12 protein-coding genes are annotated in these 13,287 nt (G+C 61.4%); 9 read left to right on the top strand and 3 right to left on the bottom strand.

Annotation, left to right across the window (positions count from 1 at the left end):
• Positions 1-33 precede the first annotated feature (33 nt).
• From HV670_RS14360 to HV670_RS14380, 5 genes are all read left to right on the top strand, one after another.
• Positions 34-1,164: an ABC transporter permease gene (locus HV670_RS14360; RefSeq protein WP_175105460.1), complete on the top strand. Its 1,131-nt coding sequence runs from the start codon at positions 34-36 to the stop codon at positions 1,162-1,164.
• Positions 1,157-2,083, top strand: coding sequence for an ABC transporter permease (locus HV670_RS14365; RefSeq protein ID WP_175105461.1), 927 nt, complete (start codon positions 1,157-1,159; stop codon positions 2,081-2,083). Before HV670_RS14360 ends, HV670_RS14365 begins: the two co-directional genes overlap by 8 nt.
• A 147-nt stretch (positions 2,084-2,230) precedes the next feature.
• Complete coding sequence (locus HV670_RS14370; RefSeq protein WP_175105462.1) at positions 2,231-3,856, top strand: ABC transporter ATP-binding protein; 1,626 nt, start codon at positions 2,231-2,233, stop codon at positions 3,854-3,856.
• 3 nt (positions 3,857-3,859) lie between these two features.
• A complete protein-coding gene (locus HV670_RS14375) occupies positions 3,860-4,858 on the top strand; it encodes a formamidase (RefSeq protein WP_175105463.1) in 999 nt (332 codons plus the stop codon).
• 3 nt (positions 4,859-4,861) lie between these two features.
• Complete coding sequence (locus tag HV670_RS14380; protein WP_175105464.1) at positions 4,862-5,605, top strand: GntR family transcriptional regulator; 744 nt, start codon at positions 4,862-4,864, stop codon at positions 5,603-5,605.
• A 171-nt stretch (positions 5,606-5,776) separates the two neighbouring features.
• On the opposite strand, the gene HV670_RS14385 is transcribed toward HV670_RS14380, so the two are convergent.
• From HV670_RS14385 to HV670_RS14395, 3 genes are all read right to left on the bottom strand, one after another.
• Positions 5,777-7,114, bottom strand: a complete 1,338-nt coding sequence (locus tag HV670_RS14385) for a hypothetical protein (protein WP_175105465.1) — start codon at positions 7,112-7,114, stop codon at positions 5,777-5,779.
• Positions 7,115-7,550: 436 nt separating this feature from the next.
• Positions 7,551-8,183: a glycoside hydrolase family 19 protein gene (locus HV670_RS14390; protein ID WP_175105466.1), complete on the bottom strand. Its 633-nt coding sequence runs from the start codon at positions 8,181-8,183 to the stop codon at positions 7,551-7,553.
• Between the two features lie 46 nt (positions 8,184-8,229).
• On the bottom strand, positions 8,230-8,532 hold the full coding sequence (locus tag HV670_RS14395; protein ID WP_175105467.1) for a hypothetical protein: 303 nt from the start codon (positions 8,530-8,532) through the stop codon (positions 8,230-8,232).
• A gap of 373 nt (positions 8,533-8,905) precedes the next feature.
• Between HV670_RS14395 and HV670_RS14400 the strand changes: the two genes are divergently transcribed.
• The 4 genes from HV670_RS14400 to HV670_RS14415 are packed head-to-tail and all read left to right on the top strand — an operon-like array spanning position 8,906 to position 13,184.
• Positions 8,906-11,254 carry a TonB-dependent receptor gene (locus HV670_RS14400; protein ID WP_175105468.1) on the top strand — a complete coding sequence of 783 codons (2,349 nt, stop codon included), beginning with the start codon at positions 8,906-8,908 and terminating at the stop codon, positions 11,252-11,254.
• Between the two features lie 46 nt (positions 11,255-11,300).
• A complete protein-coding gene (locus HV670_RS14405; protein ID WP_175105469.1) occupies positions 11,301-12,023 on the top strand; it encodes a MotA/TolQ/ExbB proton channel family protein in 723 nt (240 codons plus the stop codon).
• Positions 12,020-12,418, top strand: a complete 399-nt coding sequence (locus tag HV670_RS14410) for an ExbD/TolR family protein (protein WP_175105470.1) — start codon at positions 12,020-12,022, stop codon at positions 12,416-12,418. The genes HV670_RS14405 and HV670_RS14410 overlap by 4 nt, the downstream gene beginning before the upstream one ends.
• Entirely contained in the window at positions 12,411-13,184 is a 774-nt protein-coding gene (locus tag HV670_RS14415; RefSeq protein ID WP_175105471.1) for an energy transducer TonB, read from the top strand. The genes HV670_RS14410 and HV670_RS14415 overlap by 8 nt, the downstream gene beginning before the upstream one ends.
• The last annotated feature ends 103 nt before the right edge of the window (positions 13,185-13,287 follow it).

A 13,287-nucleotide genomic window follows, 5' to 3' on the forward strand; every position in this document is an offset into this window, starting at 1 on the left:
GGCTGCTTCCGCCCATTTCCTCAAGGAGCCGCGATGCGCTCTACGGTCTCTTATGGCAGTCCCGCCGCCGCGCGGCTGATCCTCGCGGTGCTGCCCGCCCTGCCGACGCTGTGCGCGCTGGTCGGCACACTGTTGCTGTTTTCCTTGTTCCTACTGGTGCAGGGACAGCCAGTGCTCGATGCGATCGGCTACATCTTCGACGGCGCGTTCGGCTCGTCGTTCGCATGGCAAAGCACCCTGCTGCGTGCGTCGCCGCTGATGCTGACGGCGTTGTGCGTTGCGTTGCCGGCGCAGGTCGGGCTGATCGTCATCGGCGGCGAAGGTGCGCTCGCGCTCGGCGGGCTGGTCGCGGCCGTGATCGCCGTGCTCGTGCCGCAGGGTACGTCGTGGCTCATCGCGACGCCTTTGATGGCACTCGGGGGCATGCTCGCGGGCGCGGTATGGATCGGGGCGGTAGGGGCGCTGCGCCAGTGGCGCGGCGTGAACGAGACCATCAGCAGCCTGTTGATGTCGTACATCGCCATCGCACTCTTCAAGCATCTTGTCGAAGGGCCGCTGCGCGATCCCACGAGCCTCAACAAACCGTCGACGCGGGCCGTGCCCGACGCCCTGACGATCGGCTCGATGCCAGGGCTCGAAGTGCACTGGGGACTGCTCTGGGGCGTGCTCGCATGCGTGGCTGCGTGGGTGTTCGTCAAGCACAGCACCAAAGGCTTTGCGATGCGCGTCGCGGGTGGCAGCAATCGCGCGGCGCGGCTCGTGGGACTGCCGGTCAATCTGCTCGCGTTTTCCGCCTGCGCGCTCGGTGGGGCGGCGGCCGGACTCGCCGGCATGTTCGAAGTGGCAGCCGTGCAGGGCAGCGCGAACGCGTCGCTGCTCGCGGGCTATGGCTACGCGGGCATTCTTGTCGCATTTGCGGCGCGTCAGAATCCACTCGCCATCATCGTCTGCGCGCTCATGGTCGGCGGCATCGAGGCAAGCGGCAGCCTGTTGCAACGCCGGCTTGGTCTTCCCGACGCGACCACGCTCGTCCTGCAGGGTCTGCTGTTCGCGAACCTGCTCGCATGGGAAGCACTCGGCGGCCGCATCATGGCATGGCGGGTGAAGCTGCAAGCGGTGGCGCTCGCGGACGCCACCACCCAACTGGAGCAAACCCATGCCTGACATGCACTCGCCCCTGGTCGTTCTGCTGTTGTCGTTGTTCGCCGGTGCCATCCGCGTCAGCACACCCTACCTCTTCGTCAGTCTCGGCGAATGCCTGACGGAAAAGAGCGGTCGCGTGAACCTCGGACTCGAGGGCATCCTCGTGAGCGGGGCGATGAGCGGCTATGCGGCGGCGTATCTGTCCGGCTCGCCCTGGATCGGCGTGATCGTGGCGGGGGGAGCGGGTCTCGTGCTCGGCTGCCTGCACGGACTCGTCTGCTCGCTGCCGCGCGTGTCCGACATCGCATTCGGGATCGCACTGATGCTGCTCGGCACCGGGCTCGCATTCTATCTCGGCAAGCCCTTCATCGAACCGCAGGCACCCATGCTGCCGTCCATCGATCTCGGCCGCTGGGCCGCTTCGTCGCAGTTGCATAACGCGCTGCATATCAACCCTCTGTTTGTGATCGGTGTGGTGCTGTCGTTCCTGCTGCAATGGGGGCTGCGCAATACGCGCTGGGGCATGACACTTCGCCTTGTCGGCGAGAATGCGGAAAGCGCGCGGGCCATGGGTTATCCATTGACGCGCATTCGCGTCGCGGCCACTGCCGTGGGCGGCATTTTCGCGGGCGTGGGCGGCGCGTATCTTTCGCTGGTTTATCCGGGCAGCTGGAACGAAGGCCTCTCGAGCGGCCAGGGTCTGATGGCGGTGGCGCTCGTGATATATGCTCGCTGGCAGCCGTTGCGCTGCCTATGGGCCGCGCTCCTTTTCGGCGCAGCCGGCGCGCTGGGTCCCGCGCTCCAGTCGATCGGCGTGACGAGCGGCTACTACCTGTATAACGCCGCGCCTTATGTGCTGACGCTCATCATCATGATCATCAACTGCCGCCCCGACCGGACACTGGCCGGCGCACCCGGCGAACTCAGCCTCACGCGTTGAGATGCAGCTTGAAGACGCTCGAATCATGACCCGATACATGACAGCCTGCGCTGGCGAATCCTGTTCCCTTATCTGGCCACGTATTTGTCCACGCAGTCGCACGCCGCGTGCCGGCCATACCGCGCTGCTCACTACAGGACGTTCATCATGACAACGGCTCCTCATGGACTTGGCATCGAAGTGGTTGGCGCGAGCAAGAGCTTCGGCGCGTTCCGCGCGCTCGACGACGTAACGATCAAGGTCCATCCGGGCACGATCCACGCGCTGCTCGGTGAGAACGGCGCGGGCAAGAGCACGCTCGTCAAGGGGCTCGTGGGGTATGGCGTGCTCGATAGCGGCAACATCGTCGCGAACAACAGGGAAGTGCGGATCGCCTCGCCGCGCGATGCGCAGGCGCTCGGCATCGGCATGGTGTATCAGCATTTCACGCTGGCGGCGGGTTTGTCGGTCGAAGAGAATCTGCTGCTCGCGCGTGGCCGGTTGCCGTGGAAGGTCAACTGGAAAAGCGAACGCGCCGCGCTCGAGGCCTTCATGAAGCGCATGCCGTTTCGTTTGCCGCTCGACGCGCCCGTGGCGGGCCTCGCGGCGGGCGAGAAGCAGAAGCTGGAGATACTCAAGCAACTCTACCTGCGCCAACGCTTTCTCATCCTCGACGAGCCCACCTCCGTCCTCACGCCGCAGGAGGCCGACGAGGTGCTGGGGCTGATGCGCGACCTGACATCGCGCGGCGAGCTTACGGTGCTGATGATCACCCACAAGTTCAGGGAAGTGATGGCCTACGCGGACCATGTCACTGTCCTGCGCAAGGGCCGTCAGGTGGGAACGAGCGCCGTGGCGAATACCCATCGCGACCAGCTCGCAGGGTGGATGATGGGGACGGCCGCGGTACATGAAGGAAGCGCCGTAAGCGACGCGTCCGTGATCGCCGAGATGAAGGCCGAGCGGCCTGCGCGCCGCCCGCTCGACGCCGACGCGCCGGTGCGGCTGCAGCTGTCGAACATTTCCATCGTCGACGATCGCGGGCACACGGCCGTGCGCGACGCGTCGCTGGCCGTGCGTTCCGGCGAGATACTGGGGCTCGCCGGTGTCTCCGGCAATGGCCAGAAGGAGCTGATCGAGGCGCTCGTCGGCCAGCGTCGTGTGCATGAAGGGCAGATGCAGGTGCTGGGCGAAACCTATCATGCGACACGCGAAGAAATGACGCGCCTGCGCGTTTTCGCGCTTCCCGAAGAACCGTTACGCAATGCATGCGTGGCCAGCATGAGCGTCGCGGAAAATCTTGCGCTGCGCGACTTCGATCGTGCACCGCTTCGCCGTGGTGGCTGGTGGCTCGACCGCCGTGCGATGCACGATCGCGCAGCCCGGCTGATCGTCGATTTCAATGTCAGACCGCCACTTCCGGAGCGGGCCATCGGCACGCTGTCCGGCGGCAACGTGCAGCGCGCCGTGCTGGCGCGCGAACTGGGCCAGGAAGTGGATGTGCTGATCGTCGCGAACCCGGTGTTCGGCCTCGACTTCGCATCCGTCGCGGACATTCATGCACGCATTCTCGCGGCACGCGACGCCGGGGCCGCCGTGCTCCTCGTCAGTGAAGACCTCGACGAGCTGCTCGAGCTCGCGGACCGCATCGCGGTGATCGCCGAAGGCCGGCTCGTGTTCGAGACCTCGGCGGACGCCGCCGATCGCGCGCTGCTCGGCCGGCACATGGCCGGCCACACCGAAGAGATCGAAGTACAACCTCCAATTCTGGAACCTTTGCACGCAGGAGTCTGAAGGATGAGTTCAAGTGGATTTGGCGGACTGAACAAGTCGCCTAGCGGTATCGTGATAGGGCTTGTCCAGTTGCAGAACCCCGTTGTGGAGACGCCGGCGCAGCTCGCCGCGCAGACGCAGCGGATCGTCGAGCTGGTCGGCAAGGCGAGGCGCAACAATCCCGCGACGGACCTGGTGGTCTTTCCGGAATATGCATTGCACGGCCTGTCGATGTGTACCGACGACGCGATCATGTGCAGCCTCGATGGACCCGAAGTCGCGGCCTTCAAGGCCGCGTGCGTCGAGCATCGCATCTGGGGCTGCTTCTCGATCATGGAGCGCAATCCCGGGGGCAATCCGTACAACAGCGGTCTCATCATCGACGACAAGGGTGAGATCCAGCTCTTCTATCGCAAGCTGCACCCGTGGGTGCCGGTCGAACCGTGGGAGCCCGGTAATATCGGCGTGCCTGTCTGCACGGGGCCGAAGGGGGCCGTGCTGTCGCTGATCATCTGTCACGACGGCATGTTTCCCGAGATGGCGCGCGAAGCCGCATACAAGGGTGCGGAGATCATCATCCGCACGGCCGGTTACACCGCGCCGATCCGTCACGCTTGGCGCATCACGAATCAGTCGAATGCGTTTCAGAATCTCGCGCAGACCGCGAGTGTCTGTCTGTGCGGCAGCGACGGCACCTTCGATTCGATGGGCGAAGGCATGTTCTGCGACTTCGACGGGACCATCATGGTCGAGGGCAGTCATCGTCCGGATGAAATCATCACGTGCGAGATGCGTCCCGACCTGGTCCGGGAAGCACGGATTCACTGGGGCGTCGAGAACAACATCTACCAGTTCGGGCACCGCGGATATGTGGCGGTCAAGGGTGGTGCGATGGACTGCCCGTACACCTTCATGCAGGACATGGTGCGCGGTGCCTACCGGTTGCCATGGGAGAGCGAAGTACGCGTCACGGATGGGACCTCGTGCGGGTTTCCTGCGCCTGAACGGACCTATGAAGGCTGAGCGATGACGGGGCTACGCCGCGCGAAGCCGCCGGCGGATCCGGATACCGTCGCGAAGGCGACGAACGCCGCCAATCCGCTTGCGGAGCAGGTGTACCAGCGGCTCAAGCAGGACATCTTCAACTTTAGTCTTTTCCCAGGAGATCGCTTTTCGGAAAACGACATCGCCCAGCACTACGGTGTGTCGCGCACACCTATGCGCGATGGGCTGTTCCGTCTGCTGCGCGAAGGCTACCTCGAGGTGGGCTTCAGGCGCGGCTGGAAAGTCTCGGCCATCAACTTCGATCAGTTGGACCAGCTGTACGATCTGCGCATCGTGCTCGAGGTGGCGGCCATCGAACGGCTGGCCAGCAGTGCCGCGAAGCACGATGCCATCGATGCGCTGAAAGCCGTCTGGTGCGTGGCGCCCGAACTGCGGGAAAGCGATCCCCTGACGATGTTCGAGATGGACGAGGACTTTCACCGCTCGCTGGTGGCCGCAACGGGCAATGCCGAGATGCTGCGCGTGCATAACGAGGTGACTGAGCGCATCCGCATCGTACGCCGACTGGATTTTTTCAAGCCGCATCGCACCAGCGCGACCTATGATGAGCATTCCACCATGCTCAACCTGCTCGAGCAAGGCAAGCTTGCCAAAGCCACCATCCTGCTGCGCGCTCATGTCACCTGGAGCAAACAGGAAGTGCGCAAGATCACCGTTTCGGTGCTTGCGGCCGCACGCGACAGCAAGCTGCCGTTCGTCAACTGAATTCGGGCGCACTGGGTGACGAGGCGTAGGCGCGTCTCGTCACCCAGTGCGGCGAAAATCAGCGCGAAATTGTGCAGTGTCGAGATCCGTCGATGAGTTCATATGCAGCCCCCTGCTTGCATATTGAGAGGGGATGATCGAAACGCAACTGTCTCTGAAAAGCGAGCAATCCTACTTGACGGGCGTGGTGTTGCCGTTGCGGCCGAAACTGAAGATGTGATCGATCAGCATATCAACCAATCGGAAGAAGCCTTCGGAACCATACCCTGCAAGGAACGCGACACCAGAGGCTGTGATCGTGAGCGTACTCGCCGCGCCGGAGCTGATGCTCTGTGCCACCGAAGTCGGACTGAAGAACAGACCGACCGCGACACCAGCCATCAAACCCAGGGGAAGACGCACAAATGCGAGCGCTTCATCCCGCGGCGCCAAGACACAATCTCTAATCTTGTCTCCAACGGATCGAATCATGGATGCGGCCGTACCCACCAGGCCAAACAAGATCGGTAGCACATAGTTCGAGTAAGTAGACAAAACCAAAGTAATCGACTGAATATCCTCCTGCGCGGCATAGGCGTCCGGCTCCGCATCGTTGCTACGGTCCGACTGTCCACTTGAGGTTGCGCCCTCGGGTCTCCTTCGGCAACCCAGTCTTTCACGCCCGACCTCGGAAGGGAACGGAAGCATCAGCAGGCTTGATGGAAGGTGTGTAGCAAACGTGCAGGCATCAGCGATCGTTTTTGCGTACCGGGCCTGAACGTAGGACCACTCATTGCACAGGAGAGCCACTTCGTTGCTTTGCGCGGCGATCTCGTCTCGGCATCGTTTTTCCGCGCTCAACTGGCTCTGGGGGCGTGACTGCAACGCAGCGTCCTGCACGTTGACCTCTGCGTAGATCTTTGCTGTCACGTCGGCGTCACGCTTCCGATCATCCTCAAAACGCGCAGTAACCTGAACACCATATGCGACCATCCACAATAGCGCAGCGGCAATAAAAGTTAAAAAGACGCTGCCACCCGTCATGCGCTTGTGTAATGTCCGAAAACGTCTCGCGCTTAGATATAGCCCTGGATAGGCCTCTCGCGCAATCGAAATCCGAGTTTGACGTTTGCCATCCTCCGTTTTAAGTTCGCGTTTGCCTATGTTGGGAAACATCAAAGAGCCTGCGGGCTCGATGAAGCAATAGGTGTAAGCAATGGTCATGCCTCGCGCCGGATACGCAAGCGAACTGAGCTTGTCCTTGACTAATAGGAGAAGTGCTGCGTCAGCCGCTCGATTCAGAGGAAGGGGATCCGGAGGATATCCGAGCTTGCAGATGTGCAGGACTGCATCAAACGTGCTTAACACTTCGTCCGTTGATCCCTTGGATATCTTCAGATCCAAGCCACCAATATGCACCTCCGGTCGACCGGAGATGAAATCAAGCAGTAGGTAGACCTCGTTCAACTCCCGCTTATAAATAAGCTCGTCGAACGAATTTGAATCTTCAGTTTTGGTAGAAGTATCCATGGTTCGCTTACCTCTTCGTGAGAGTATTCACGTGCGGGCTCACGTGGCGTTCTCCGCTTAGGTCACGGAGACGTTGCTGTAAGCGTCAACATCGGCAACGACATCGAAGTCTTTGGATTCCTCTATACGGAGAAGCCGCTCGCACTCGACAAGTAGTCGAAGTTTCATTTCCCTCAGGTCCGATGCATCGTCCAGTGTTCTATCCGGCAATTCGCGGCGCATCGTTGCCATTCCGTCGGTCAGAATTGCGATCCGTACGGCTTGAGTTCGCAGCGCAGCATAACTTTGGACTGGCGGCGTTTTCCCCCGGTCCGTTGACGAAGGGAGCTATGCCTGACGGCGCCCGAGCAACGCTTAACTTGCCTTTTCGTGCATGGCAAGCGTGCTGCGACGAATCTTGGGGCACGCATGCATCGCGGCGCCGCTTGAAGCCGTGTCAGTGCAACTGCGCGTAGACCTTCTTGAAAAGCTCGAACCGATCCATAACGCCCATGGTGCCGCCGTTGATACGCCGAGTGATCTCAGTGAAATCCGTGAGATCGTTGTCGTCGGTGCGGTCATCCGCAAGCTCGTTCAAGCCGCGCGTCTGCCAGAACCAGGCGGCACTCATGGCTGCGGCTTGTGGCTGAAGCAGCAAATCGGGCTTATTTGTCAGATCGATTCCGATTGCGTTGGCCGCCGCCGAATAGTTGCTGCGCCCGGTTAGCTGAATGAGTCCCCTTCCGCGATAGCGGTAACCATCGCCGCTTTGCGCGTTACCGTTACCCATGCGATCTGCATAAACCAGATCGGCAAGCTTCTCGGGGTTGTTGACATAGGCGGACGCAACGTCCACGTTCGGAAAGCGCTTCGGCCACACCTTCACGAGTCTTGCAGCGGTCGAATACTGGAGATTTTCCTCCAGCTGATTGTATTGGCCGGACTCGTATCCTGTTTGCGCGAGGAAGCTCGCTACCCGGTCGACGGAGTTGATAGAGTACTTCTGCAATGCCGGGTTGAGCGCCGCCGCCCAGGCGTCCGGGTCCTTGCACTTGGGAAAGACGCTGTGGAGCAAGTCGGCGTTTAGCATGGTTCCCCACTCGATCAGGAGGTTTGTATAGTGCGCCACTCGATCGTCAGCATGTTTTCGTCGGTGGCGGGCCTTCGGCGATAAATCGCAGTGAGCCAAGTCCGCTTGTGGCGCGCGCTGTCGTGATAATGAAAATAGGCGCGTTGACTGCATAAAGCAAGATTGGCTCGAGCTCATTCACCGTTGATTTAGACGCAATCGAGTCGACGCGCTCGAATGGGAAATCCGCCGAACTGAGCCACTGCATGAAGAACTCAGGGAGGCATTCGAAAAATGAAAATGCTTGTTCTTTGCTGCCGCTGTCGCAGCTGATACGACCATGCCGGTGGAGACGAACATTCACCGCCAAGATGGGTTTCTTCGTAAGGCAGCGGTAAACATGCCGGGTGCGACACACTGCACTCTTATCGATACATGCCTGCCTGCCGTCGTCGACATCCAGCCTGCGCGCAATGCGCAGAGCGTGGAATGGTCCCGCCCAACCTTGTGACCTAGCGTAGCAAGAAGCACAAAGCTGTTTTATTTCTTGATGAAGATGTTATAACATAACAGTCCTGTAGTGCATTTCACAGCCTCCCGGTCAAAAGCTACCCATCCCTGCACGCGGTGACATAGAAGCAAGGTCGCCCTATGGCACCGCTTGGAACAAGGACAAGTGAGCGCGATTGCGCGCGAGATTGACCGCGTAGTGCGATGCAACCTATTCAATAACGACACAATCGATGAAACATCGCACACTCTTCTCTCAGGCCGCGCTCCTATTCTTCGCGCAAACAATGGCGAGCCATGTCTGGGCGGCACCGGGCAACGGCTCGGTCGGCGGCTTCGTCACGGATAGTCTCGGCAAGCCCGTAGCGGACGCCAGCGTGGTCCTTCAAACTGCCACCGGGGCGTCGGCAGAAACAACAAAAACCGACGCAGGCGGGCATTTTTCCATGCAGAACATTGCGCCGGGAACGTATGCCGTTGTTGTCACCGCAACGGGTTTTGCTAGCGGGAGCAGCGTGGCCACCACCAGCCCCGAAACGACAAGTTCCGTTACTGTCGCGCTCACGAAAAGCGACGCGATAGACGTGCAGGTCAGTGCCCAGCGCCTGGACCAGGCGCGCAACGGACTGTCGCCGGAAACCGGCAGCAGTGTGTACCGGATCACCGATACCGACATCCAAAACATGCCGCAAGGCGATGCGACGCCGCTTAACCAGGTCCTGCTGCAAGCGCCCGGCGTCGCGCAGGATTCATACGGCCAGGTTCATGTGCGCGGCGAACATGCGAACCTGCAGTACCGGATAAACGGCATCATGATTCCGGAGCCGATCACCGGCTTCGGCCAATCATTCGATACCCGCATCATCGACCAGGTGGACTTGCTGACCGGCGCACTCCCTGCAGAATACGGGCTACGGACCGCGGGCATCGTCGACATCACAACCAAGTCGGGCGATGCGGGCAATGGCGGAACGATAGACGTGTACGGTGGCAGCCACGGCACCGCACAGACGAGTGGCAACGTGTACGGCACCGAGGGTGCGCTGACTTACTTCTTCAGCGGTACGGCCGGCGTCAACGACCTCGGCATCGAAGCGCCGACGTCGGACGGCTCACCGCTGCACGACCACACTCGACAAGGCAATGCCTTCGGCTACATGTCGTACCTGATCAACCCGCTTACCCGGGTCAGCGTCGTCTTTGGCACCGCGAGCAACCAGTTCGAGATCCCGAATACACCGGGCCAGACGCCCAGCTTCATGCTCAGCGGCCAGCCCAATATCAATTCGGCGGACCTCAACGAAACCCAAAGCGAGCTCACCAACTTCGCGACCGTCGCGTTGCAGGGGACGGACGGCGACAAGCTCGACTACCAGCTCGCTTACTTCACGCGCTATACGCGCACGCAGTTCAACGGCGACCCGATTGGCGACCTGCTCTATAACGGCGTTGCCTCGCAAGACTTTCGCAGCAATTGGGCCAATGGATTGCAGGGCGATACCACCTACCGGCTGAACGGTTCACACACGCTGCGCGCCGGCGTGTATTTCGAACAGGACAGCGCGGTCGCCAACGACAGCGTGTCGGTCTTCCAGACGACCAACGGCGTCCAGAGTTCCTTCACGCCTGAGACGATCAACAGCGCCAGCACGACGATCGGCCGGCTCTTCGGCATCTATGTGCAGGACGAGTGGAAGCTGAGCGACAAGCTTATCCTCAACTATGGATTGCGCTTCGACATGATGAACGAGGTCGTCAACGCCAGCCAGTTGAGCCCGCGCATCGGCCTCGTGTACAAGGCGACACCGAGTACCACGCTGCACGCGGGCTATGCGCGGTACTTCACGCCCCCTCCGCTCGAACTGCTCGCACCGACCACGGTCGCGCAGTTCAACAACACGACCAACCAGTCTGCGAGTCCGCAAAACTCGCCGGTGGAGCCGGAGCGCAGCAACTACTACGACATCGGCGTAACCCAGCGCGTCAACTCCGCCATCACAGTAGGCGTCGATGCTTATTACAAGCAGTCGAACGATCTGCTCGACGAAGGACAGTTCGGCACCGCGCTGATCAATACGCCGTTTAACTATGCGAGCGGCCACGACTATGGCGTCGAATTGACCGGCAACTACAAGGACGACCATTTCTCCGCGTACGCGAACCTGGCGCTCAGCCACGCAACAGGCCAGAACATCATCTCAGGCCAGTTCAATTTCACACCCGACGAACTTGCATACATCGCCAGCCATCCCGTCAATCTCGACCACGACCAGTTGCTCACCGGTTCGGCGGGCATTGCGTACACCTATGCGCGCACCACCTACACCGCCGACGACGTCTTCGGCAGCGGTCTGCGCAGCGGCTTTGCGAATACTGACCATGTGCCGTTCTATACGGTGCTGGATCTCGCGGTCATTCATCACTTCGACACTTCCTACCTCGGCAAATTCGACGGACGCCTGGTCGTGGTCAATCTGCTCAATCGTACCTACGAATTGCGCGATGGTTCCGGAATTGGCGTGGGTGCCGCGCAGTTCGGACCGACACGCGCGTTTTATGCGGGCGTCACGAAATACTTTTAAACCGCTCACGCGGCGTACCGCCGCGTGAGCAGGAAGTCACGACACTATGAACGATTTTTCTGAACTGTTTCTCGCCGTGCGCCTGGGCGGATGGGTCATCTACCCCTTGACCTTTCTCGCGGTGGCCGGCCTTGCGATCATCCTCGACAAGGCCTATACGCTCCACCGCTTCGCGCGAATCCCAGCCCGCATCGACCAACTGATCGAAGCGCCCGCCGTCGATTTTGCGCAGACACGCGCACAGATCGCGGCGCTGTCCGAGCGCCATGCGCTGCGCAGCTTCGCCGCGCCGATTCTCGACGGCGGCAATGCACCGATCTGGTGGATCGAGTCACGTGCGGAGACTGCCGCGCAGCATATCGAGCGCGCGCTGAACCGCGGGCTGTGGTTGCTCGAAACCATCGTGACGGCCGCGCCGCTGCTGGGACTGCTCGGCACGATCATCGGCATGATGCACTCGTTCCGGCTGATCGGCGGGCAGGGCGTCGTGAACCCGACCGGCGTGACGGGCGGTGTTGCGCAAGCGCTGATCGCGACTGCGATCGGCCTGGTGATCGCTCTTGTCGCGCTCTTTGCGTTCAACTATTTTTCCCGGCGAGTCGGCGAGCTGCTCGATCACTTCGAGCGGGTCGGCACACGGCTGATCGGGCAGCTCCGACTTGATCAGGAAGATCCGGAAGAAGCGGCGCGACGCCGGTTTGACCGGGAGCGCGCGGAAGGGCCAGCGCCATTGCGGCTCGCTGAGCATGCGCAAGGGCCGCGCACGTGAAACTGAAACGCTCAAGACAGGCTCGGCGCGGGAAGATCGAAATCATCCCGATGATCGACGTAATGTTCTTTTTGCTTGCGACCTTCATGCTCGCATCGCTGTCGATGCAGCGGCTTGATTCGATGAAAATCGAACTGCCGGGCGGCCAGGCGCAACAGCTCAATCTGGACACACCGCTTACCCTTACCGTCACGCGCACCAATGCCATCTTCGTCAACCGGCAGCCGGTGCAACTCGCGGCGCTGGCGGGCGATCTGCGGCCGTTGCTGAAGCCCGACGGCAATCTGGTGGTTGCCGCCGACGACGCCGCGTCGCACGGCGTGGTGGTCAAGGCGATGCTCGAAGCACGGAAAGCTGGCGTACAGCACTTCCTGATCGCCGTTCACCATGAGTAACGTTGGCCGCCGCAGCAACGTCGCCTTGCTGGACGAACCGAGAACACGCATCGCCATTGCGACGGCCGTCGCATTCGGATTGTGGTGCGCAGCGCTCGTGGTCATCGGAGGTCTGCTCGTCACGCCTGAGATCACGCCGCCGCCCCCGCCCCTCGACGCGCAACTCGTTGAAATAGCGCCCGCGCCGCGCGCAAGCACGCCGGCACCGGCACCGGCATCGCCACCGGCACCGGCACCGGCACAGCTGGCGCATTCGACACCTGCGGCGAACGTCAAGCATGCCACACCGCCGGCGGTGCATCATTCAACTCCCGTGCACGAAGAACCGTCCCAGCACGCTGCCACCCCTGTGGCGCCGCCTGCAACACCTTCGCCCATTGCGGAGCCTTCCGCTGCGCCTTCGCCCGTGCCTACCGCGCCGCCTGTATCGGATACGTCATCGGCCAGCGCCACTAATCGCTCACCGGCCGCAACCGATCTCGCCGCCAACGGTAGCGGCCATACGGGCGCTCGTGCAATCACGCAGCCACTGCCGGAAATTCCGGACGACTTGCGCGAAGCCGCGTATCACGCCATTGCGCTTGCGCGCTTCACGATTCACCCGGACGGCTCCGTCGATGTCGAACTTCTGCAGCCGACGCAACAGCCGCGTCTGAATCAGTTGTTGCTCGCGTCGCTGCACAACTGGCGTTTTTTCCCCGCCACCGAGAACGGCAAACCGGTCGAGAGCCATCAAGACGTTCGTGTTCACCTCGTCGTCCAGTAGCGCACGCTTGGCGTGTGCCCTGGAAGTGAGCTGACACTTCATCGTTGTGCGTTCGGTGGGGAGAAAGGATCCTGCTAAGCGCATTCCGATCGTACTGATGATG

It is taken from the genome of Pararobbsia alpina (genome assembly GCF_902859895.1).
GTDB lineage: Bacteria > Pseudomonadota > Gammaproteobacteria > Burkholderiales > Burkholderiaceae > Pararobbsia > Pararobbsia alpina.

What these genes read in the sequence shown, in the direction of transcription:
- HV670_RS14360 (WP_175105460.1), top strand. Translation starts at nt 34, where the DNA reads ATGCGCTCTACGGTCTCTTATGGCAGTCCCGCCGCCGCGCGGCTGATC.
- HV670_RS14375 (WP_175105463.1), top strand. Translation starts at nt 3,860, where the DNA reads ATGAGTTCAAGTGGATTTGGCGGACTGAACAAGTCGCCTAGCGGTATC.
- HV670_RS14385 (WP_175105465.1), bottom strand. Translation starts at nt 7,114, where the DNA reads ATGGATACTTCTACCAAAACTGAAGATTCAAATTCGTTCGACGAGCTT.
- HV670_RS14370 (WP_175105462.1), top strand. Translation starts at nt 2,231, where the DNA reads ATGACAACGGCTCCTCATGGACTTGGCATCGAAGTGGTTGGCGCGAGC.
- HV670_RS14390 (WP_175105466.1), bottom strand. Translation starts at nt 8,183, where the DNA reads ATGCTAAACGCCGACTTGCTCCACAGCGTCTTTCCCAAGTGCAAGGAC.
- HV670_RS14380 (WP_175105464.1), top strand. Translation starts at nt 4,862, where the DNA reads ATGACGGGGCTACGCCGCGCGAAGCCGCCGGCGGATCCGGATACCGTC.
- HV670_RS14365 (WP_175105461.1), top strand. Translation starts at nt 1,157, where the DNA reads ATGCCTGACATGCACTCGCCCCTGGTCGTTCTGCTGTTGTCGTTGTTC.
- HV670_RS14415 (WP_175105471.1), top strand. Translation starts at nt 12,411, where the DNA reads ATGAGTAACGTTGGCCGCCGCAGCAACGTCGCCTTGCTGGACGAACCG.
- HV670_RS14400 (WP_175105468.1), top strand. Translation starts at nt 8,906, where the DNA reads ATGAAACATCGCACACTCTTCTCTCAGGCCGCGCTCCTATTCTTCGCG.
- HV670_RS14405 (WP_175105469.1), top strand. Translation starts at nt 11,301, where the DNA reads ATGAACGATTTTTCTGAACTGTTTCTCGCCGTGCGCCTGGGCGGATGG.